Annotated in this window: 15 protein-coding genes; 10 read left to right on the forward strand and 5 right to left on the reverse strand. The window is 60.8% G+C overall.

What is annotated here, in order from left to right:
- The first annotated feature begins 65 nt into the window (after positions 1–65).
- Complete coding sequence (locus PR018_RS28195; protein ID WP_142824919.1) at positions 66–818, forward strand: tryptophan 2,3-dioxygenase family protein; 753 nt, start codon at positions 66–68, stop codon at positions 816–818.
- A 174-nt stretch (positions 819–992) separates the two neighbouring features.
- The gene (locus PR018_RS28200) at positions 993–2,798 is read left to right on the forward strand and encodes a M23 family metallopeptidase (protein WP_142829303.1); all 1,806 of its coding nucleotides are present in this window, start codon (positions 993–995) and stop codon (positions 2,796–2,798) included.
- Positions 2,799–2,851: 53 nt separating this feature from the next.
- On the opposite strand, the gene PR018_RS28205 is transcribed toward PR018_RS28200, so the two are convergent.
- From PR018_RS28205 to rhaI, 4 genes are all read right to left on the reverse strand, one after another.
- On the reverse strand, positions 2,852–3,592 hold the full coding sequence (locus tag PR018_RS28205; protein WP_142824921.1) for a dienelactone hydrolase family protein: 741 nt from the start codon (positions 3,590–3,592) through the stop codon (positions 2,852–2,854).
- 41 nt (positions 3,593–3,633) lie between these two features.
- Positions 3,634–7,353 carry a PAS domain S-box protein gene (locus PR018_RS28210; RefSeq protein ID WP_142824922.1) on the reverse strand — a complete coding sequence of 1,240 codons (3,720 nt, stop codon included), beginning with the start codon at positions 7,351–7,353 and terminating at the stop codon, positions 3,634–3,636.
- A 492-nt stretch (positions 7,354–7,845) separates the two neighbouring features.
- Positions 7,846–9,987, reverse strand: a complete 2,142-nt coding sequence (locus PR018_RS28215) for a putative bifunctional diguanylate cyclase/phosphodiesterase (RefSeq protein ID WP_279309158.1) — start codon at positions 9,985–9,987, stop codon at positions 7,846–7,848.
- A gap of 229 nt (positions 9,988–10,216) precedes the next feature.
- On the reverse strand, positions 10,217–11,509 hold the full coding sequence (rhaI, locus tag PR018_RS28220; protein WP_142824923.1) for an L-rhamnose catabolism isomerase: 1,293 nt from the start codon (positions 11,507–11,509) through the stop codon (positions 10,217–10,219).
- 82 nt (positions 11,510–11,591) lie between these two features.
- On the opposite strand from rhaI, the gene PR018_RS28225 reads away from it, so the two are divergent.
- Positions 11,592–11,750, forward strand: a complete 159-nt coding sequence (locus tag PR018_RS28225) for a YqaE/Pmp3 family membrane protein (RefSeq protein ID WP_142824924.1) — start codon at positions 11,592–11,594, stop codon at positions 11,748–11,750.
- Positions 11,751–11,753: 3 nt separating this feature from the next.
- Here PR018_RS28225 and PR018_RS28230 read toward each other — a convergent pair whose 3' ends face one another.
- Positions 11,754–13,847: a bifunctional rhamnulose-1-phosphate aldolase/short-chain dehydrogenase gene (locus tag PR018_RS28230; RefSeq protein ID WP_142824925.1), complete on the reverse strand. Its 2,094-nt coding sequence runs from the start codon at positions 13,845–13,847 to the stop codon at positions 11,754–11,756.
- A gap of 198 nt (positions 13,848–14,045) precedes the next feature.
- Between PR018_RS28230 and PR018_RS28235 the strand changes: the two genes are divergently transcribed.
- From PR018_RS28235 to PR018_RS28265, 7 genes are all read left to right on the forward strand, one after another.
- Positions 14,046–14,861, forward strand: coding sequence for a DeoR/GlpR family DNA-binding transcription regulator (locus PR018_RS28235; RefSeq protein WP_142824926.1), 816 nt, complete (start codon positions 14,046–14,048; stop codon positions 14,859–14,861).
- A 49-nt stretch (positions 14,862–14,910) separates the two neighbouring features.
- A complete protein-coding gene (gene rhaS / locus PR018_RS28240) occupies positions 14,911–15,906 on the forward strand; it encodes a rhamnose ABC transporter substrate-binding protein (protein ID WP_111221143.1) in 996 nt (331 codons plus the stop codon).
- Between the two features lie 75 nt (positions 15,907–15,981).
- On the forward strand, positions 15,982–17,517 hold the full coding sequence (locus tag PR018_RS28245) for a sugar ABC transporter ATP-binding protein (protein ID WP_142829302.1): 1,536 nt from the start codon (positions 15,982–15,984) through the stop codon (positions 17,515–17,517).
- Positions 17,518–17,526: 9 nt separating this feature from the next.
- On the forward strand, positions 17,527–18,531 hold the full coding sequence (locus PR018_RS28250) for an ABC transporter permease (RefSeq protein WP_142824928.1): 1,005 nt from the start codon (positions 17,527–17,529) through the stop codon (positions 18,529–18,531).
- On the forward strand, positions 18,528–19,541 hold the full coding sequence (locus PR018_RS28255) for an ABC transporter permease (RefSeq protein ID WP_142824929.1): 1,014 nt from the start codon (positions 18,528–18,530) through the stop codon (positions 19,539–19,541). Before PR018_RS28250 ends, PR018_RS28255 begins: the two co-directional genes overlap by 4 nt.
- Positions 19,538–19,864 carry an L-rhamnose mutarotase gene (gene rhaM / locus PR018_RS28260; RefSeq protein ID WP_142824930.1) on the forward strand — a complete coding sequence of 109 codons (327 nt, stop codon included), beginning with the start codon at positions 19,538–19,540 and terminating at the stop codon, positions 19,862–19,864. Before PR018_RS28255 ends, rhaM begins: the two co-directional genes overlap by 4 nt.
- Positions 19,861–21,243 carry an FGGY-family carbohydrate kinase gene (locus PR018_RS28265; RefSeq protein ID WP_142824931.1) on the forward strand — a complete coding sequence of 461 codons (1,383 nt, stop codon included), beginning with the start codon at positions 19,861–19,863 and terminating at the stop codon, positions 21,241–21,243. Before rhaM ends, PR018_RS28265 begins: the two co-directional genes overlap by 4 nt.
- The last annotated feature ends 52 nt before the right edge of the window (positions 21,244–21,295 follow it).

A 21,295-nucleotide genomic window follows, 5' to 3' on the forward strand; every position in this document is an offset into this window, starting at 1 on the left:
GGAACAATGTTCGAGAGAATATTTCGTATTCTTCCGAAAAAGAGCTGCTCAATAAGGGGACCAAAATGGATAAGCAGGAATACTGGGAGCGTATCGAGACACCCGATATGAAGGATTACGGCGTCTATCTGCAGTGCGACAAGCTGCTTACCTGCCAGAAGCCTCTGTCTGAAATGGCCAATGCAGACGAACTGCAGTTTCAGATCGTCCACCAGGTAGAGGAGCTGTGGATGAAGCTCATCGCCTACACGCTGGTCGAGGTGATCGGCTACATCGAGGAAGACAATCCCCACCGTATCGTCACGTTGATGGGCCGGGTGCACCGGCTGATGCGGATGATGACCACGCAACTCGATATGCTGGAAACGATGTCGCCGAAGGAATACCAGGAAATCCGCCTTCAACTCGGCAATGGCAGCGGACAGGAGTCACCGGGCTTCAAACTGCTGCTGCGTATGCCTGCCGATCTCTGGCGAGCCTTCAAGGCGACCTATCTGGATGGAAAGGGCCTCACCGTCGACGATGTCTATGACGGCAAGTACGACCATGGTGACAGCTATGTGGTGGCCGAGGCGCTGATAGAGTTCGACGAACTTTTCCAGAAGTTCCGCGCCAACCATGTCTACCTCATCCACCGCTCGATCGGGCTTGGATCAAAATCGCTGAAGGGTCGGCCGGTAGATCTTCTGCAAGCCGGCGCCCGGCACCGCTTTTTCCCCGATCTCTGGGATGTCCGCTGTTCGATGACGGACGCCTGGGGTAGCCAGTATGGCGTCGTCAGGGACAGTATCTCGAAGCCGGAGGCCGTGGCAGAATAAGGCAGCTCGCCGCGCAACTCCGCTGAAACTTGCGCCTGGGATGTGTAAGCGTCTCGAAACTTGCGCAGGGATTGTGTCAGGCTGTGTATATTGACGACGGGTGTCGGCTCGCCTAGTTTTGGCCACGTTCTCCCATAATTTGGGGCGAGCTAAATCCGAGGGCAATCCGTTTTCATGACTGAAGGTCCGCTTTACGTCCAGTTCCCCGCGGAAGCGGCGATACCGGCGCAGCCGCATCATGAAACATTCCACCTGCCGTTTTTTCCGCGCTCCGCCCATGCACGTCATCTCATCGCGCTCGGACTTGCCAGCGCCGGATCGATGGCGCTGCTGGCAGGTGTGCTTTATCCGCTGATCACCCGCAGCGCCGTGGCGTTGCCGGTGTTCGTTCCTCCCGCCCAGATCGTCCAGCCGATGCCTCTCGCACTGAAGGGCAACCGTCTCGAGGCGAAGCGTCACTTCGACGGCTCGCGCTTTGCCCAGGTGGCCGAAAAGCTGTCGACGGGGGAAACGCGTATTTTCACCTATCACCGGCTGACGCTGGTCTTCAATGGCGATAGCGAGCAGCGGGATGCGCCGGTCGCCTCTTCCTTCACCGAGGAAAACGAGGCCGACACACCGATTGCGACGCCAGCAGTGGCAACTTTTGCCGACAGCATCTATCCGAGATCGGCAAATTTTGCCTCGCAGCGCCGGTCGCGTTTCCCGATACGCGGCGTTCCGCTGAATGTCAGTGTGGCGACGGCGGGTACCACGCAGCCGCACCGGGAATTCCAGCGGCTGGTGTCCATGCCGAAAAGCCGCCAGGATCTTACCGATATCCTGAAGACCGCCGGTATCGCGGAGGACCGTCGTGAGCAACTGGTCCAGGCGCTGGCAACGGATACGGTCGTGCCGGGCGATAGTCTCGAACTGCTGATGGAAAAGGGCCGCGCGGAGGGTTCGCCAAAGCTGGTGCTCGCCAAGTTGCGGAGCGAGAACGGCAGCGAGCGGGTGGTGGCCAGCGACGATTCCAACGGGTTCAAGCCGCTGGCAGATGACCGGCTGTTTTCAACGCTTTACAGCGAAGGCCAGCCGGATGCGCCGTCTTCCTCAGAAGTCGCTGCCGTCGACCTGAAGGATCTCGGCAGTGGCGACCAGAAGGACGTGCGGGAGCGCCTGACGAAAGCCGGCTTGTCGGACACGGCAATCGAGCGCCTCGTAAAGCTTGCCGCTGCCAAGGGCATTCCGCTGGCCGGCACCACCGGTACGCCTGACAGCGTCGATCTGCTGTTCCGCAAAGCCGATGACAGCGACAGCGAGCTGATGTTCATCGAGTTTCACTCCGGTGACGAGGCGCACCGCTTTTATCTGCACAAGGACGGAACAGACTCGTCTGAATATTATGACGACAAAGGCCATTCGGTCGCCAAGGTGCTGAATCCCAAGCCTGTCCCCAACGGACAGCTGGGAGACGGCTTTGCTTGGCGCATCCACCCGATCCTCGGAGTGCGGAAATTCCACAACGGGGTCGATTTCCGCGCACCGATGGGCAGCCCGATCATGGCGGCAGGCGACGGCACGGTCGAACTGATCTCCACCGAGGTCGGATACGGCAAATATATCCGCATCCGCCACGATGGCGGCTATGAGACCACCTACGCGCACATCTCGGCCACGCCCTCCGGCTTGAAAGTCGGGCAGCGCGTCAAGCAGGGCCAGGTGATCGCCTATGTCGGGTCGACCGGCTATTCCACCGGCCCGCATCTCTACTACGAACTCCGCGTCAATGGCCGCTACGAAAACCCGCTGACGGCCAAGCTGCCGGCCGGGACAAACCTGACCGGTGCCTCCCTCGACAGCCTCCGATCGCAGGTCGATCATGTCGACAGCATCATGAGCTACCTTGACGTGCCGACACCGGAGGTTTCACGCTCCTCGCTGCCGATGGACAGGCCCTTCGGCCTGTTCCAGGATCATGCGGGCCACATCCACCGTTGAGCGGCCTCTTGATGCGTTAAGTTGGCGACAACGCTTGAGTTATTCCTGCTCTCTCAGCGCAGCGTCTCACCGAAGAAGTCGAGTAGCCGTTTCCAGTGACGTTCCGCTGCCTTCTCATTATAAACGCCGGCATGGTCGGGGATCGTCCAACCATGAGCGGCGCCGACATAGTTCTCGATGACATGATCGACTTCGGCAGTCCGCAGAGTTTCTGCCAAACGAGCCGATTGCTCCGGCGGAAAGCTTCCGTCGACGCCCGCCGTACCGACGTAAATCCGGGCCTTGCCCTTTGCCGCCGCCTTGTGCGGGCTGTCGTCCGCATCGGTAGCAAGACCACCGCCGTGGAAGCTGGCGGCAGCTGCGATCCGCTCCGGATAGGCGCCGGCTGCCGTCAGTGCACGGCCGCCGCCCATGCAATAACCGACGGCCCCGACCGGCCCCGTGGCACCTTCGTCGTCGAGGGTCTTGAGAAAGGCGGCTGTATCGCTTTTCGTCATCGCCTGGGTCGTGCCGTGCAGCATGCCCATGATCTGGTCCCGCATCACAGGATCGGCAAATGCCGACGACTGGAACGGTCCATATGCACCATAGCGATAGAAGAGGTCGGCAAGCAGCACGATATAGCCAGCGTCTGCCAGGCGCTGCGCCATTCCATCCATCGCCGGCCGTGGCCCGAGTGCATCCATGTAGAGCAGAATGCCGGGCGCGGGGGCTTCCGCCGACTGTGCGTCGCTGCGGAAAATCGCTGCCTTGGCGACGCCATCGGCGGTCGTGATATCGATGGTCTTCTTCATGGGCTCGTCCTTTTTGTCGACGGTCGGTCGGTTGTTGTTGGTCAGACGGCGCTGATTGCGCGCAGAAGGCTGCGGTTGTTATAGGGCTTTTGCAGCAAAACAGGTTTCGGACCGATGGAAACGGCAGGCATGTCCGCATTGCCCGTTGCGAAGATGATGCCCATCTGTGGGTAGATTGTCCGGATCTTCTCGGCCAGTTCGCCGCCGGAGAGGCCCGGGAGGCCGAGATCGGTCAGCAGGATGTCAAAGCGTTCGGACTTTACCAGGACCAGCGCCTCCTCGGCGCTACCGGCATCCACCACGTCGTGGCCAGCCTCCTGGAGCTGTTCGACGGTATCGAGCCTGATCAGTGCGTCATCCTCGACGACGAGTATCTTTAGTGGTCTGGGCGCTGGAGCGGAGACAGGGGGCGGCGTGATCGCAGCTTCGGCTGCGGCGGCCATGTCGATCTGCCGTTGATCTAGCAATTGGCGGATGCGCCGGGCCAGGGCGTCGCGGCTGTAGGGCTTCGACAGCAATTCGACCCCGGCATCTAGCCGCCCACCGTGGACGATGGAGTTCTCGGTGTAGCCCGAGGTGAAAAGAACGGCCATGTCGGGCTGTCGCTGCTTGGCCTTGCGAGCCAGTTCCGCGCTCTTCAGCGGGCCGGGCATGACGACGTCGGTAAACAGCAGATCGATCGGCAGCCCGCTCTCGATGATGGTCAGGGCGCTTGCGGCATCGACGGCCTTCAACACCCGGTAGCCGAGGTCTCCGAGCATCTCGACCACTGTCGCCCGTACATCCTCGTCATCCTCCGCCACCAAGATGGTTTCCGTTCCGCCACTGGCGGGGCCGAATTCCGTCTCGGTCAGCCGGTCCTCGGCCTGCATCGAGCGTGGCAGATAGATACGGATCGTCGTTCCCTGGCCGTTCTCGCTATAGATCTTGATATGTCCGCCGGACTGCTTGACGAAGCCGTAGACCATCGACAGGCCCAGGCCGGTTCCCTTGCCGAGCGGCTTTGTCGAGAAGAACGGCTCGAAGACCTTTTCGATGATGTCGGCAGGAATGCCGGTACCGGTATCGGTCACCGCCAGCATCACATACTGGCCCGGATCGACGTCGACGTGCTTGTGTGCATAGGCCTCGTCGATAAAGGCGTTGCCGACTTCGATCGTCAGCTTGCCGCGGCCGTCCATGGCATCGCGGGCGTTGATGGCAAGGTTTAGTATGGCGTTCTCGATCTGCGCGGGATCGACGAATGTGTTCCACAGGCCGCCCGCCTGGATGGTCTCGATCTCGATCGCCTCGCCGATTGTCCTGCGCAGCATGTCTCCCATGCCGGCGACGAACCGGCCGATATTCATCACTTTCGGCTCCAGAGCCTGGCGCCTGCCGAAAGCCAGCAGCTGGGCGGCGAGCTTTGCACCACGGTTGACGCCGGCCAGCGCATTGTCGATGCGCGCCCGTGCCCGAGCGTTGTCAGCCACTTCCTTGCTGAGCAGATGCAGGTTGCCCGATACCACTTGCAGCAGGTTGTTGAAATCGTGTGCCACGCCGCCGGTAAGCTGGCCTATGGCCTCCATTTTCTGGGCTTGGCGGAGTTGTTCCTCGACCCGATCGAGCGCCGCAGCTTGCTCTCTTTCCGCTGTTATATCGCGTCCATAGGCGAATATCATACCGTCCTGGGAGGAGATCCGCCAGGAAATCCAGCGGGGCGAGCCGTCCTTGTGGCGATTGCGAGCCTCGAAGCTTTCGAGATCTGCGACCGATGCGGCGCCTTGCAGTGCCCGCTTTGTAAGCCGCAGATCGTCCGGCCAGACGAAATCGAAGAACGATCGGCCGATCACCTCAAGCTTGGCATGCCCAAGCACTGCCGGCCAGGCGGGATTTACGGCGTGTAGCAGCCCGTCGCTTCCGATGATCACCAGCAGATCCCGGGAGTTTCGCCAGACGCGGTCGAGATCGGCGGTACGGGCAGCCACCTGTCGCTCCAGCGAACTGGCGAGTTGCTGGAGATCCTGTTCCGCGCGGCGACGCTCGACGGCGGTGCGGGTGCGCTCGGCGACTTCCCGGATGAAGACAAGCTCCTCGGGCTTCCAGTCTCGCGCAGTCGCATGGTTGAGATAGAGCAGCGCGACAAGTCCACCGTGCTCGGAGATCGGCATGTTGACGACCGACTGGGCGCTGATAGCAATGAGTTCGGCCGCATTTTCGCAGGTGCGGGGATCTTTCGTCGCGTCGGAAAAAACAACAGTTTCTCCTCGCTTGAGGTCCTCGATGTAACTGCCGTAGTCGCGAAAATGCAGCACACCGGCCAGCGTCTCTATGCCGGGGGCATTCCAGTCACGCTCGATGGTGATGGTTTCGCGTAGCGGGTCGATTGTCCCATAGCCGACACGACTGACATTCATTGTCTGCCCGAGGATCCTGGCGGCGTTGAATGCAATATCTGCGGGGTCGCCGACGTCGCGAAGGCTGTCGTTGAGCGAAATCAGCGCCGAGCGATAGACTTCCTGCAGGCGCGTGTCGGTGATGTCATTGTCGACGCCGATCAGCCCCAGGAAGGCCCCCGCCACGTCGTAGCGTGGCTGGGCCTCGGTCTGGATCAGCCGATAGTTGCCGATAGCATCGCGATACCGTGCCTCTAGGGTGACCCGGCTTTGATGGCGCATCGAACGGTCGAGCTTGGCAAGGAACGCTTCCCGGTCGTCGGGATGCACGGTCGCGCCCCAGTCAAATGTCGGGACTGCCGCCTCGGAAATATTCCAGAATGCGCGCTTTCGGGCGTTGAAATAGACACTCTGTCCGTTCGCATTCGCCATCCAGAGCATCACCGGAGCGTTTTCAGCGATAAGTCTGAACCGGGATTCGCTTTCCCGAAGCGCCTCTTCGGAGACGCGGCGGTCGGTAACGTCATTGCCCTGCACAAAAATCCCGGTGACTGAGCCCCACTCGTCGAACGTAGGTTGGTAGATGAAATCGATATAACGCTCCGCCTGCTCCCCATTACGCTGCTTCAGCGCGATCAGTGCAGATTGACCGATGAACGGCTTGCCCGACCTGAAGACGTTGTCGAGTAGATCCACAAACCCCTGCTCGACAACTTCCGGCAGGGCCTCGCGAACTGGTTTGCCAAAAATGTCGCGGTTGCCGATGAGGTCGAGGTAGGCCTTGTTGGCGATCTCAAAAATGTGGTCCGGCCCGGAGACTGTTGCAACGAAGCCGGGCGCCTGCTCGAACATCTTGCGCAGACGATCGCTTTCGCCTCTCAGCCTCCGCTCTGCCCGTACCTTGCCAGTGGTCTCGACAACGATGGCGATAACACCGACAGGCTTGCCGTCGTCGCCCAGCAATGGCGAGTAGTCGAGGTTGAGCCAGACCTGCTCCGGCTGTCCGTTCCGGTGCAGGACGAATTCCTGGTCGCGGTAGGCCAGGCGCTCTCCGGAGAGACAGGTCCTCATGACATGGTCGTTGAAATCTGCGGCTTCTGGCCAGCCTTCCCGCACCTTCGATCCCAACAGCGCAGGATGGCGTTTTCCGGCCACCACCGAATAGGCATCGTTGTAGATCATTATGCCGTCTTCGCCCCAAAGGGTCGCGATCGGTACGGGCGAGCCGAGTATGAGGCTACAGGTCGCTTTAAGTCCATGCGGCCATCCTTCGATTGGTCCAAGGGGTGTTTTGGACCAGTCGAAACTGGCTATAACGGAGGCAGCCTCGCCCCCTGAAGCCAGGAATGCAGGAGCCGGTTTGGTTGGTTCCGCGCCCTCGGTCATGGCTGGTCGCCTTTTCCGGCGTCTACGGGCATCCCCTGCATCGATATACTCTCTGTTCGCATGACGTGCCGCCTTTCCAAGGGCGGCGACGGACAGCTTTGAGAAATATAAAAGTGCCGTCGATTGGCAAGGTTCTCGTGGCGTTTATTATCGGTTGCAAGAGGTGCCGGCGAATAGCGAGAACGACGGTTGGCGGACAAAGCGGTGCGCCGGTCTTGCATAACCCAAATTTTCGATTATCTTCATCTCATCATTAACGCAACGAAAGGAAGGTGATCCAATGTCTAATGAGATTTCGGTACTCGTGATGGACATGGGAATTGTTGGGAACGAAGCGGGGCAGCCCTCGCTCTGATCCTACCTTCCTGAGGATTGCCACTGCAATCCAGGTCTTTCACAGACCAAAGCTCATGGAGGGCCGCGTCAAGCGGCCCTTTTTGATTCCGGAGAACAGGTCGGGCCAGAAGTCTCCGACGAAAGCGATCGTCTGTGTCACGCGACCTTGCGTTTCGGCTTTTCGGGCTCGGCTTTGCGCCTTGCGATATCCTGCCGAGCACGACGGTTCTCGATAAAAGCCTCTGCATCCGCGCGCGCCATGGGGTGCCCGATCAGATAGCCCTGCCCTTCCCCAAACCCCTCGGCCTTCAGCGCTCGCATCTGCTCTTCGGTTTCGATGCCCTCAGCTGTCGTCGTCGCGCAGAAGCCGATACCGATCCCCACCACGGCGCGGATGATCGACAGGCTGCCGGGGTCCGTTTCTATGCCGGAGACGAAACTGCGGTCGAGCTTGATCTTGTCGAAGTGAAAAGCGCGGAGATAACCGAGCGATGAATAACCGGTGCCAAAGTCGTCGATTGCTATGCGGATACCGAGAGCCTTCATCTCGTGTAGCAGGGGAACGCTCTGGGCGCTGTCGGAGATGAACACCGATTCTGTAATTTCGATCTCAAGGCGATCCGGCCTGAGATTGGTCTCGTCGAGCGCGGACGTGATGGTTGCCAGAAGGCCCTGATGGCGGAACTGGCATACTGACAGATTGACCGCAATTCGCAACTGATCCGGCCAATTGGCAGCGGTAGCGCAGGCTTGCCGAAGGACCCAGGCGCCGATGGTCGTGATCAGCCCGGTCTCCTCGGCTACCGGAATGAATTCTTGCGGCGCAACGAGGCCGCGTTGCGGATGGCGCCAACGCAGCAGCGCTTCGAAGCCGACCAGGGTGTCGTCCTGCAGCGAGACGATCGGCTGATAGTGCAATTCGAATTGCTGCTGGTCGATCGCCTGGCGCAATTCGCCCATGAGATCGTGGCGACGCTTTGCGGCCAGCCGCATCGAAATTTCATAGAACCTGTAGGTCGAGCGTCCTGCCGCCTTGGCGGCATAGAGGGCGAGGTCGGCGTTGCGCAACAGCACCTCGGCGTCACCACCGTCCTGGGGCGCGACGGCAATGCCGATGCTGCAACTGATGTATTCTTGGATTCCTTCCAGATCGATCGGCTGTGCTAGCGATGCGAGCAGCCGGTCGGCGAACTCACGGGCGCGGTCGACGCCAGCATGAACCTGCAGGGCAACGGCGAATTCATCGCCACCGAGACGGGCTATCAGGTCGTCGCTGCGTGTGATCCGTCGAAGGCGGGTCGCAACCTCGCGCAAAAGCGCATCTCCGGCGGGATGGCCGAGGCTGTCGTTGATATGCTTGAAGTGATCTATATCGAAATAGAGCAGGGCAATCGGGTTTTCTTCCGTCGCCTGATCGGCGAGGTCGCGGATGCGGTCTGAAAAGAACGACCGGTTCGGCAGCCCGGTCAAAGCGTCGTGCATGGCGATATGCGCCATCTTCGCCTCGACCGCCCTCGCGACGGTCACGTCCTCCGTGATGCCGAGAAGATAGCGGGGACGTACGCCGTCCGGGGTCGGAAGGGCGCGTTTGAACGTCCGCACCAGTCTCTTCTCCCCGTCGAAGCCTTCCACTTCTTCCTCGACGGTCAATGTCTTGTCGGCGTCGAGGATCACCTGGTCCTGCTCGCTGAAACGCATGGACTGGCGCGGCGAAAACAGTTCCTTGTCTGTCTTGCCGACGATCTCGCCCGAGGACAGACCGACGATATCGCTGCTCGCCTGGTTGTGGAGCACGTAACGACCTTCATCCATCAGGTCCTTGACGAAGACCCCCACGGGCAGGTTTTCGACGATGCTGTTCAGCAGGGACTGCGTGTCGCTCGCCTGCTGGTGGGCGGCGTTGACCTCGGTCCTGTCCTGGACGACGGCAAGAATAGCTGCCGAACCCTCGAAGCGGACGCTGCGACCGTAGGTTACGACCTCGAAGACCTCGCCATTGGCTTTCAGGTGCTGCCAGCGCTTGACGCGCTCCATATCAGTGCCGCCCGCGACGGCTTCGATCATCCGCTGGCGCTCGCTGGCCGGGCGAATGTCGAGTACCGTCATCTGCAGGTATTCTGCGGGGCTGTATCCGTAAAGTTCGACAGCCGCTTCGTTGACGATCAGGAACCGCAGGCTGATCGGATCATAGACCCACATCGGGCTCGGATGGGTGGCAAACAGCGAACGGAAGTCGTCATCGGACGATGCCGCGTGCGGTCCGAGCTCGTGACTTTTCGATTGCTTCGTTTTCCCCAATGCCCCGCTCCACCGCAATCGCTGGCAGGCGCATGGACATCTGCCCGTTGCCGCACTGCACCGACTGACGGTAGAAAGTATGCGCGAAACGTGAATATTTTGCCAACTAACTCCTTGATTAAATTGGCGGCAGAGGCGCAAAAGATGAGCATTTTAGCGATTTTTTCGGCACATCCGGAGGTAGCCTATCCCGGGATATCGCAGCGGGCGAAGTGTATCTCCACGGCTCTCAGATGATCCCGCCACTGCCGCCGGTAGACGCCGGCCGGATGGCGCTGACCATCGCGCGATATCCGCTGGCCCGATAGGTCGCAACCGGATCGATGGCGCCGCCAGCCCGGCGGCGGGCCTCGGCCAGGATCGGCTCGACATCGGCGCGATAGGCGCGTTTCAGCGTGTCGGATGCCATCAGCGCGTCGTTGGCGTCCTGATAGCCTGATAGCGCAGTGCGATCGACGAGCAATGCCTGGGCATAGGCGCGGCGGATTTCGTTGGCGCTGGAGATCAGGCTTTCGATCGGGTCGGTGACGTTGTGCGACTGGTCGATCATGTGCGCCGGGTGGAAGCCCTTGACGCCACGGTGCTCGGCGTCGACCAGTTCGTTGAATACCAGGAACAGCCGGTAGGGATCGATCGAGCCGGCGTCGAGGTCATCGTCGCCGTATTTCGAATCGTTGAAATGAAAGCCCCCGAGCTTCTCGAACTGGATCAGCCGCGCGACGATCATCTCGATATTGGTATTCGGCGCATGGTGGCCGAGATCGACGAGGCAGAAAGCCTTTGGACCGAGCGTCTGGGCGATCAGGTAGTTGGTGCCCCAGTCCTGGACGATGGTCGAATAGAAGGCCGGCTCGTACATCTTGTGCTCGGAAAAGATACGCCAGTCGTCCGGCAGCGCCTTGTAGACTTCTGCCATGGACGAGAGATAGCGCTCGAATGCCTTGGTGAAATTGCTCTGGCCAGGAAAGTTCGAACCGTCGCCGATCCACACGGTCAGCGCCTTGGAGCCGAGCGCGTTGCCGATCTCGATACATTCGATGTTGTGCTCGATTGCCTGCGTCCGCGTTGCTGCGTCGACATGGCTGAGCGAACCGTATTTGTAGGAGTGGTCCTGGCCGGGCGCGTCCGAGAAGGTGTTGGAATTCATCGCGTCGAAGGAAAGTCCCAGGCTTTCGCCCTTGGCCTTCAGATCGCGGACGTCGGTTTTGTCCCACGGGATATGCAGCGACACAGCCGGCGTTGCGCGGGTCAACTGGTTGATGACCGCGCAGTCGTCGAGCTTGTCGAAGATGCCGCGCGGCTCTCCGGTGCCGGGGAAGCGGGCAAAGCGCGTGCCGCCGGTGCCGACGCCCCAGGACGGCACGGCGACGAAAAATTCGGAGACTTTCTGCGTGACGGCCTCGATGTCGATGCCACGGCGATCGAGGCTGGCGCCGAGCGCCTGATAGTCGGCGTCCAGCGCGCTGGCACGTTTTTCGTTCTCCTGCGCAACGACATCCTGCGCGATCTTCAGCTCAACCATAAAATCCTCCCTTGGTGCGGCGAACAAAAGGGCTCCCCCTGCGTTCTACCGCCCGAACTCCCAATTCATGAACGAGGCGACCTTGGATATCATACGCATACTGCTCGCAATCTTCCTGCCACCGGTTGGCGTCTTCCTGCAGGTCGGTCTCGGCCTGCAATTCTGGCTCAACATCCTGCTGACCCTCTGCGGCTACTTTCCGGGCATTATCCACGCCCTCTGGGTGATCCTCCGGAAATAGCCCTCAGCGGGTGAAAGCCTGCGCGTTGCCTGCGTCGACGTTGATGATGTTGCCGGTCGACTTGGCCGACGCGTCCGACGTCAGGAAGTAGATCGCCTCGGCGATGTCTTCCGGAAAAACGTTGAGCTTTAGCAGCGAGCGCTTGCGGTAGTGCTCCTCGAGATCGTCTATCTCTATCTTCGAGGAAGCCGCACGCTGCTCGCGCCATTCTCCATTCCAGATCTTGGAACCGCGCAGCACAGCGTCCGGGTTGACGGTGTTGACGCGGATACCGGCGTCTGCACCCTCTAGCGCCAGGCAGCGGGCAAGGTGGATTTCTGCCGCCTTGGCCGTGCAATAGGCTGCCGCACCCGGTGACGAGGCAAGCCCATTTTTCGAGGCGACGAATACGACATTGCCGCCGAGATTTTGCCTGCGGAACAGCCGAAAGGCCTCGCGCGACACCAGGAAATAGCCGGTCGCCAGAATATCGATGTTGCGATTCCACATCGACAACTCGGTGGTCTCGATCGGTGCCGACGAGGCAATGCCGGCGTTCGAGACGAGAATATCGATGCCGCCAAATTCGACACAGGCGTCGGCGAAGGTGGAAATGACCCCCTCTTCCTTGGTGACATCGAGCCTGACGCCGCGCACCGTATCGGCGCCGAACTGTTTTGCGAAATCAGCCTTTGTTGCTTCAAGCGCCGCTTCGTCGATGTCGGCGAGCACGACGCATGCGCCCTCTGCTATCAGCCGCGAGGCTGTGGCGCGTCCGATGCCGCCAGCACCGCCGGTGACGAAGGCGACACGGCCGGCAAGGCTCTTCGGCTTCGGCATGCGCTGCAGCTTGGCCTCCTCTAGCAACCAGTATTCGATGTCGAATGCTTCCTGCGCCGGCAGGCCCTGATACTCGGAGACCGTCGATGCGCCGCGCATGACGTTGATCGCGTTGACGTAAAATTCGCTGGCAATGCGGGCGGTCGCCTTGTCGCGGGCAAAAGACAGCATGCCGACGCCGGGGATGAGGAAAATCACCGGATTGGCGTCGCGCATGGCTGGGGAATTCGGATGCTTGCAGCTCTCGTAGTAGCTGGCGTAATCGGCGCGGTAGTCTTCCAGTGCCTTGTCGAGACCGGCAATGACCGCATCGACGTCAGGCATGGAAGGATCGAAGTCGACGATGAGCGGCTTGATCTTGGTGCGCAGGAAATGGTCGGGGCACGACGTGCCCAGCGCACCCAAGGGTGCCAGATGCCTGGAGTTGACGAATTCGAGCACGGCATCCTGGTCATCGAAATGGCCGAGCTTGCGCTCTGCCTTGCCGATGCGGCCGCGAATTTCCGGCATCAGTTTGGCAGCGATGGCGCGGCGGTCGCTTGCCGGCAGGCTCGTCGTCACCGCGCCGCCGAAAATCGTCTTTCCTTCGGTCTCTGCTGCAAACCAGACGATTGCCTTGTTGATGATGTCGAGCGTCAGCTCATAGCAGGCCTTGGCGTCATCAGCCCAGGTGAAGAGGCCGTGGCTTTCGAGCACGACACCTTTGGAATTCGGATGGTCCTTGACGAAGGCACTGAGGTCGAGGCCGAGTTGGAAGCCCGGCCGGCGCCAAGGCAGCCAGCCGATGTCGTCACCAAAGATCTGTTGCGTCAGTTCCTTCGAGCTTTTGGAGGCCGCAATGGCGATAATGGCGTCTGGGTGCATGTGGTCGACATGGGTAAAAGGCACGAAGCCATGCAGCGGCGTGTCGATCGAGGCGGCGCGGCTGTTGAGATTGAAAGTGCAATGGGGCAGGAAGCCAACCATGCGGTCCTCGTCATGGAGACCCTTGTAGAGGCCCTTCAGGGCGTCGAGCTTGTCCTGGTAGAGAGTGGCGAAACCATCGAGCTTGATCGTGCCGACATCGCCTCCGGAACCCTTGACCCAGAGCACCTTGACCTTCTCACCGGTGAGCGGATCGGTTTCCATCACCTTGGCTGACGTGTTGCCGCCACCGTAATTGGTGATGCGCTTGTCGGCACCGAGCAGGTTGGAGCGGTAGAGCAGCTTGCCCGGCTCATCCAGCCCGGCAGCGTAATTATCGTCCCAACGATTATCGAGAAGCCTGATATCAGCCATGTCTTCCTCCCATGTCGTATCCGGGCGTTCTGATCGTAATTTGCCGCCCATTGTTGCGAGGGTATCGCTCACTGAAACTCTCTTTGTCAATCGAAAACGATCATATTCGGTTATGCTGCGGCGCAATATGAAATTTTATGATCGTTTCTGATTGACACATTGTCACCGTTAAGAAATAAACGGCGCCAGGAGGGGACGATGCACGAACGCGAACGCCATCGCATCATCATCAGCGCAGTCCAGGAAAAGTCGGTCGTCACAATTCAGGATATTGCCGAATTGACCGAGGCTTCCGAGGCGACGATCCGCCGTGATATTGCTGCCCTGCACGTACAGGGCAAGATTCGCCGCGTCCGTGGCGGTGCAGAGGCCGTGCATCCGCCGCAGCTGGGCAATCTCGCTGGCCGTCCATTCCGTGTGTCCGAATCCGTCAATATCGACAAGAAGCGCGCAATTGCCCGCCAGGCTGTCGAGCTCTGCGACCCCGGCGATGCGATCATCATCAACGGCGGTACGACGACGTTCCAGATGGTGCATTTCATGGCCGCCCATCGACTGCAGGTGATGACCAATTCCTTTGCCATCGCCGAGCATCTGGTCAAGCATTCGAAAAATTCGGTGACGGTCCCGGGCGGCGCGATCTACCGCGAGCAGAGCCTGATCCTTTCGCCCTTCGACAACGACACGACGCGCAATTTCTATGCCCGCCGGATGTTCATCGGTGCCCAGGGCGTTGGCCCGCTGGGGATCATGGAGGCCGATGCGCTGATCATCCAGAGCGAACAAAAGCTTATGCATCAGGCGGACGAACTGATTGTCATGGTCGATTCCAGCAAGTTCCATCGCCGGTCGAGCCTGATCTTGTGCCCGCTCGACCGGGTGACGACCGTTATCACCGACGACGGAATCTCGGAGGAGTCCGTCAGAATGATCGAAGACGCAGGCGTGGGGCTCGTGATTGCGAGCGTCGCGGCATCGCAGTCGGGCAGGGAGGATTCCTCGTCGGTCGCATAATCGAACCGGCGTGGCGTGACGCAGACCAATCAACTCGGGAGGAAGAGACATGCATATTGTGAAGAAACTGGCGATCGGCGTTGCGCTGGTCGCAGCCTTGATGTCCGGCACGGCAAACGCCAAAGACATCAAGATCGGCCTCGTGGTCAAATCGCTCGGCAACGGCTTCTTTGAAGCGGCCAACAAGGGCGCTCAGGAAGCAGCCAAGGAACTGGGCGGCGTCGAGGTCATCTATACTGGCCCGACCACGACGACGGCCGAAGGCCAGATCGAAGTCATCAATTCGCTGATCGCCCAGGGCGTCGATGCCATCGCCATCTCGGCCAACGATCCCGATGCTGTCGTACCGGCCCTGAAGAAGGCGGCCCAGCGCGGCATCAAGGTGATCTCGTTCGATTCCGGCGTCGCAAAGGCCGGCCGTATCCTGCAGCTCAACCCGTCGTCCAACGAGTTGATCGGCAAGATGTGCCTGACGCTGGTCAAGGATCATCTCGACGGCGGCAAGGGTGACTTCGCCATCCTGTCTGCCACGACCACCTCGACCAACCAGAACATCTGGATTGCCGAGATGAAGAAGCAGATGAAGGACTTTCCGGGCATGACCCTCGTCACGACCGTCTACGGCGACGATCTGTCGGACAAGAGCTACCGCGAAGCGCAGGGCATCCTGACCTCGCATCCTGAAGTCAAGGTCATCGTTGCGCCGACCACCGTGGGTGTTCTCGCCGCCTCGCAGGCTGTCAAGGATGCCGGCAAGATCGGCCAGGTCTATGTCACCGGTCTCGGACTGCCCTCCGAAATGGCCGGCGCCATCAAGTCCGGCGCAACCAAGGAATTCGCCATCTGGAATCCGATCGACCTTGGCTATTCGGCCACACAGATCGCCTACCGCCTCGTGAAGGGTGAGACCAAGGGTGCGCCAGGCAGCGAAATCCCGGCCGGCCGCATGGGCAAGATCAAGGTCGACGACAAGGGCGAAGCCGCCATGTCCGATCCCTTCGTCTACAACGCGTCCAACATCGACCAGTTCTCGAAAGTCTTCTGATCGGCTCTCAGCCAAAGCTCACCACCCGGCGGCACCGTGCCGCCGGGACTGGAAATCTTAACCGGTAGACCGCTGATGACTGCTGCCCTTCAATACCCCGTCGTGGATAGCCCGCCAGCGCCGGAGACGGCGATCCTGGAAATGCGCGGAATTTCGCAGATCTTTCCGGGCGTCAAGGCGCTCGATAACGTCAGTATCGCGCTCTATCCCGGCAAGGTGACGGCGCTGATCGGCGAGAACGGTGCCGGCAAGTCGACGCTGGTGAAGATCCTGACAGGCATCTACCGTCCGAACGAAGGCGAGATCCTTGTAGACGGCAAGCCAACAACGTTCTCCAGCGCCCAGGCCTCGATCGACGCCGGCGTTACGGCAATTCACCAGGAAACCGTGCTGTTCGACGAACTGACGGTGGCGGAAAATATCTTTCTCGGCCACGCGCCGCGCACGGCATGGCGGACGATCGACTGGAAGACGATGAACAGCCGCGCCAAGGCGCTGCTCGTTTCGCTCGAAAGCGCCATCGATCCTACGATCCGCCTGAAGGACCTGTCGATTGCCCAGCGCCATCTCGTCGCCATCGCCCGCGCGCTGTCCATCGAGGCGCGCATCGTCATCATGGACGAGCCGACGGCCGCCCTCTCGCGCAAGGAGATCGACGATCTCTTTCGCATCGTCGAGGGCCTGAAGGCGAAGGGCAAGGCGATCCTGTTCATCAGCCACAAGTTCGATGAGGTCTATGAGATCGCCGACAATTTTGCCGTCTTCCGCGATGGCCGGGCCGTCGGCCATGGCCGTCTGAAGGACACGCCGCAGGACGAGATCGTCCGCATGATGGTCGGCCGCGACGTCAAGGATGCCTTTCCGAAGATGGCCGTCGACATCGGCGCCACGGTCCTTGCCGTCGAGCGCTATTGCCATGCGACGGAATTCCGCGACATCTCCTTCGAGCTCCGTCGTGGCGAAATCCTCGGCATCTACGGGCTCATCGGCGCCGGCCGCTCGGAACTCTGCCAGTCGCTGTTCGGCATTACCAAACCTCTTTCCGGCAAGCTGACGCTTGACGGCAAGGAGATTGCCATTCGCTCGCCGCTGGATGCGATCCGGGCCGGCATCGTCTACGTGCCGGAAGAGCGCGGCCGCCATGGGCTGGCTCTGCCGATGCCGATTTTCCAGAACATGTCGCTGCCGTCTCTGGTGCGCACATCGCGCAAGGGTTTCCTGAACGCTGCGAGCGAGCTGGCACTGGCCCGCAAATACGCCGAGCGGCTGGACCTGCGCGCGGCTGCCCTGTCCGTGCCTGTCGGCACGCTGTCGGGCGGCAACCAGCAGAAGGTGGTGATCGGCAAATGGTTGGCGACGCTGCCGAAGGTCATCATTCTCGATGAGCCGACCAAGGGCATCGATATCGGCTCCAAGGCTGCCGTCCACCAGTTCATCAGCGAACTGGCCGCCGAGGGCCTGAGCATCATCATGATCTCGTCGGAGCTGCCTGAAATCATCGGCATGGCGGACCGGGTGCTCGTCATGAAGGAAGGCCTGTCGGCAGGCCTGTTCGACCGCGATGCGCTGACGCCGGAAACCCTGGTGCGCGCTGCCACCGGCAATGTTTAGGATAAACCCATGTCCCGTCTCCTGAAAAAGCGCGAAACGCTGCTGTTCATCATCATTCTGGTGATGATATCAGGCTTTTCCACCCGCGCCGCGGGTTTCGCCGCGCCCGGCAACCTTTCCAACATCTTCAACGACACCTCGATCCTCATCATCCTGGCACTGGCCCAGATGACGGTAATCCTCACCAAGTCCATCGACCTGTCTGTTGCCGCCAACCTTGCGCTGACCGGCATGGCAATTGCCATGCTGAATTCCAGCTTCCCCGGCATTCCGCTGGCGGCCCTCATCTTGGTCGCCATCGTCATCGGTGCAGCACTCGGCGCTATCAACGGCTACCTCGTCTGGGCGCTGGAAATGCCGCCGATCGTCGTTACCCTTGGCACGCTGACTATCTATCGCGGCATGGCTTTCGTGCTGTCGGGCGGGGCGTGGGTCAACGCGCACCAGATGACGCCGGTCTTTCTCAACGTCCCGCGAACGATGATATTCGGCCTGCCGGTGCTCGGCTGGATCGGTATCGTTGTCGTCGCGCTCATATACTTTGTTTTGAAATTCACGCCCTTCGGCCGCGCCGCCTATGCCGCAGGCGGCAATGCCGTTGCTGCCGTCTATGCCGGTGTCGATGTCGGCAGGACGCGCTTCTTTGCCTTCGTGCTGTCGGGAGCGCTGGCGGGCCTGAGCGGCTATCTCTGGGTGTCGCGCTATGCGGTCGCCTATGTCGATATTGCCAACGGCTTCGAGCTCGACAGCGTCGCCGCCTGCGTCATCGGCGGCATCTCGATTGCGGGCGGCGTCGGCTCTGTGGCCGGCACCGTGCTCGGCGCACTGTTTCTCGGCGTCATCAAGAACGCGCTGCCTGTGATCGGTATCTCGCCGTTCACGCAGATGGCGATCTCCGGCACCGTCATCATCCTCGCCGTCGTCTTCAATGCGCGCCGTGAACGCAATCGCGGCCGTATCATCCTGCGCGACAAGGCGGCCCGCGACACCATCACCAACGAGGTGGCAGCATGAGTGCCGTTCCCGAGACACAGACCGAGCGACGCGCCATTCCCGACCGGCTGGGAACGCCCTTCCGGCGTATCATGGCCAGCTGGGAGGTGCTGCTGTTTGGCGTCGCCATCCTGATCTTCATCTTCAACTCGCTGGCCTCGCCTTACTTCCTAGACGCCTACAATCTTTCGGACGCGACATACAATTTCACCGAAAAGGCGATGATCGCCTTTGCCATGGCGCTGCTGATCATTGCCGGCGAAATCGACCTGTCGGTGGCAGCGATCATTGCGCTTGCCTCGACGGCGATGGGCTATGCGGCGCAGGCCGGCGTCGATACCGTCGGGCTGGTTGCCATCGGCCTCGGTGTCGGGCTGCTGTGTGGGCTGTTCAACGGCATTCTGGTCTCCGTGCTAAAGTTGCCGTCTATTGTGGTTACCATCGGCACGATGAGCCTGTTTCGCGGCATTTCCTACATCGTCCTCGGGGACCAGGCGTTCGGGAGCTATCCCGAGGACTTCGCCTTCTTCGGACAGGGTTACGTCGTCTGGGTTTTCTCATTCGAGTTCGTGCTGTTCCTCGTGCTTGCGATCCTGTTTGCCATCCTGCTGCATGCCACCAATTTCGGACGGCAGGTCTATGTGATCGGAAACAACGAGTTTGCAGCGAGGTTCTCCGGCATTCCGGTCGAGCGGATAAAGTTCATCCTCTTCCTTTTGACCGGCGTCATGAGCGGCCTGGCTTCGGTCTGCCTCACCTCGCGGCTCGGTTCGACGCGGCCGTCGATAGCGCAAGGGTGGGAGTTGGAAGTGGTGACCATGGTCGTGCTCGGCGGCGTGTCCATCCTCGGCGGCTCCGGCACTATCGGCGGCGTCGTCATTGCTGCCTTTGTCATGGGTCTCGTCACCTTCGGCCTCGGCTTGCTCAATGTTCCCGGCATCGTCATGTCGATTTTCATCGGCCTGCTGCTGATTATCACCATCGCGCTGCCCATCATCGTGCGGCGCATAAAGGCCATGGGCGGCAAATGACCGGCGAACTCGAAAAGTACGCTTTCAAGATGCGGCTCAATCCCGGCATGGAAGCCGAATACCGCCGGCGTCACGACGAGATCTGGCCGGAACTGGTCGACTTGCTACACATTTCCGGGGCCAGCGACTATTCCATCCATCTCGACCGCGAAACCAACACGCTGTTCGGCGTGCTGACGCGGCCGAAGGGTCACACGATGGCGAGCCTTCCGGCCCACCCGGTGATGCAGCGCTGGTGGGCGCACATGGCCGATATCATGGCCACCAATCCGGATAATTCGCCTGAGCAGAGCGATCTCGTGACGCTCTTTCATCTGCCATGAGCGCGGCCTTCCGGCGCATCGCCGTCCTCGACATCGGCAAGACGAATGCCAAGGTGGTCGTGCTCGATGCCCGGACCGGTAGGGAGGTCGCCGTCGTTAAGACCGGCAACGGCGTACTGCAAGACGGCCCCTATCCCCACTACGATATCGAAGCCTTGTGGCGCTTCACGATGAAAGCGCTGGCCGATTTCGCGGTTGCGCCGGGTTTCGATGCTGTGTCGATCACCACCCATGGGGCTTGTGCCGCATTGCTCGATGCCGAGGGCGCGCTCGCGCTGCCCGTGCTGGATTATGAGCATCCCTACGACCCGGCCATTCGCGCGGAGTACCTCGCTCTGCGCCCGGATTTCGCCGAAACGTTCTCGCCCTCGCTTGCCGTCGGCCTTAATCTCGGTGCGCAGTTGCATTACCAGAAGACGGTCTTTCCCGAGGCCTTTGCCAGGGTTGCGACCATTCTTACCTATCCGCAATACTGGGCCTGGCGGCTGACCGGCGTAGCTGCCAACGAAATGACATCGCTCGGCTGTCATACGGATCTGTGGCTGCCGGCATCCTCAGACTACTCGCCGCTCGTTGACCTGCTTGGCATCCGTGCCAAAATGGCGCCGATCCGTTCGGCGTTCGATGTCCTTGGGCCGATCTCTGCTTCGATTGCCGCCGAGATCGGAGTTGGCGGTGAAATTCCTGTCTTCTGCGGCATCCATGACAGCAACGCTTCGCTGCTGCCACACCTGATCGGCCGCCCCTCACCCTTCACTGTAGTCTCGACCGGGACATGGGTGGTCAGCTTTGCGGTTGGCGGCGATATGGACGGGCTCGATCCTGGCCGCGATACGCTCGCCAATGTGGACGCCTATGGTCGCGCCGTTCCCTCGTCGCGGTTCATGGGCGGTCGGGAGTTCGAAGTGCTGGCGAGAGCGTTCGGCGATGTCGCCCCCGAGGATGCCGAGAAGGCGGTGAGTGCCGTCATCGAGCGACGTCTGATGCTGTTACCAAACGTGGTCCCCGGTTCAGGTCCCTTTCCCGGCGCACAAATGCAATGGTTGAACGACGCGGAGGCGACACTTGCAGAGCGGTGTGCTGCCGCCGGACTGTATCTCGCCCTCATGACGCAGGCCTGCCTCGATCTGATCGGCGCCGGCGGCAGCATTGTCGTCGAAGGACCGTTCGCGCTCAACCGCATCTATATAGCGGCGCTCTCCGCACTGACCGGCCTCGATGTCGTCGCGCTGCCGGGCTCCACGGGCACCAGCCTCGGTGCTGCACTGCTGACGGGCATTGCGCCGGCGGGTCTGACCGTGCGGGCCCAGGCCGGTTTCCCCCTGCCCCCGCTCGATGACTACAGCGCGCTATGGCATCAGCGCACGCGCCAGCGCTAGCCTCCTCGTTGCACTTCCCCGCCGTCGGCGATTTTGGCCGGGATTGCGTCTT

This window comes from Rhizobium rhododendri, from assembly GCF_007000325.2.
In the GTDB taxonomy this organism is placed as follows: Bacteria; Pseudomonadota; Alphaproteobacteria; order Rhizobiales; family Rhizobiaceae; genus Rhizobium; species Rhizobium rhododendri.

Coding starts and splice junctions, on each gene's coding strand:
- PR018_RS28250 (WP_142824928.1), top strand. CDS start 17,527: ATGTCCCGTCTCCTGAAAAAGCGCGAAACGCTGCTGTTCATCATCATT.
- rhaI (WP_142824923.1), bottom strand. CDS start 11,509: ATGGTTGAGCTGAAGATCGCGCAGGATGTCGTTGCGCAGGAGAACGAA.
- PR018_RS28245 (WP_142829302.1), top strand. CDS start 15,982: ATGACTGCTGCCCTTCAATACCCCGTCGTGGATAGCCCGCCAGCGCCG.
- PR018_RS28210 (WP_142824922.1), bottom strand. CDS start 7,353: ATGACCGAGGGCGCGGAACCAACCAAACCGGCTCCTGCATTCCTGGCT.
- PR018_RS28205 (WP_142824921.1), bottom strand. CDS start 3,592: ATGAAGAAGACCATCGATATCACGACCGCCGATGGCGTCGCCAAGGCA.
- rhaM (WP_142824930.1), top strand. CDS start 19,538: ATGACCGGCGAACTCGAAAAGTACGCTTTCAAGATGCGGCTCAATCCC.
- PR018_RS28235 (WP_142824926.1), top strand. CDS start 14,046: ATGCACGAACGCGAACGCCATCGCATCATCATCAGCGCAGTCCAGGAA.
- rhaS (WP_111221143.1), top strand. CDS start 14,911: ATGCATATTGTGAAGAAACTGGCGATCGGCGTTGCGCTGGTCGCAGCC.
- PR018_RS28265 (WP_142824931.1), top strand. CDS start 19,861: ATGAGCGCGGCCTTCCGGCGCATCGCCGTCCTCGACATCGGCAAGACG.
- PR018_RS28255 (WP_142824929.1), top strand. CDS start 18,528: ATGAGTGCCGTTCCCGAGACACAGACCGAGCGACGCGCCATTCCCGAC.
- PR018_RS28195 (WP_142824919.1), top strand. CDS start 66: ATGGATAAGCAGGAATACTGGGAGCGTATCGAGACACCCGATATGAAG.
- PR018_RS28230 (WP_142824925.1), bottom strand. CDS start 13,847: ATGGCTGATATCAGGCTTCTCGATAATCGTTGGGACGATAATTACGCT.
- PR018_RS28200 (WP_142829303.1), top strand. CDS start 993: ATGACTGAAGGTCCGCTTTACGTCCAGTTCCCCGCGGAAGCGGCGATA.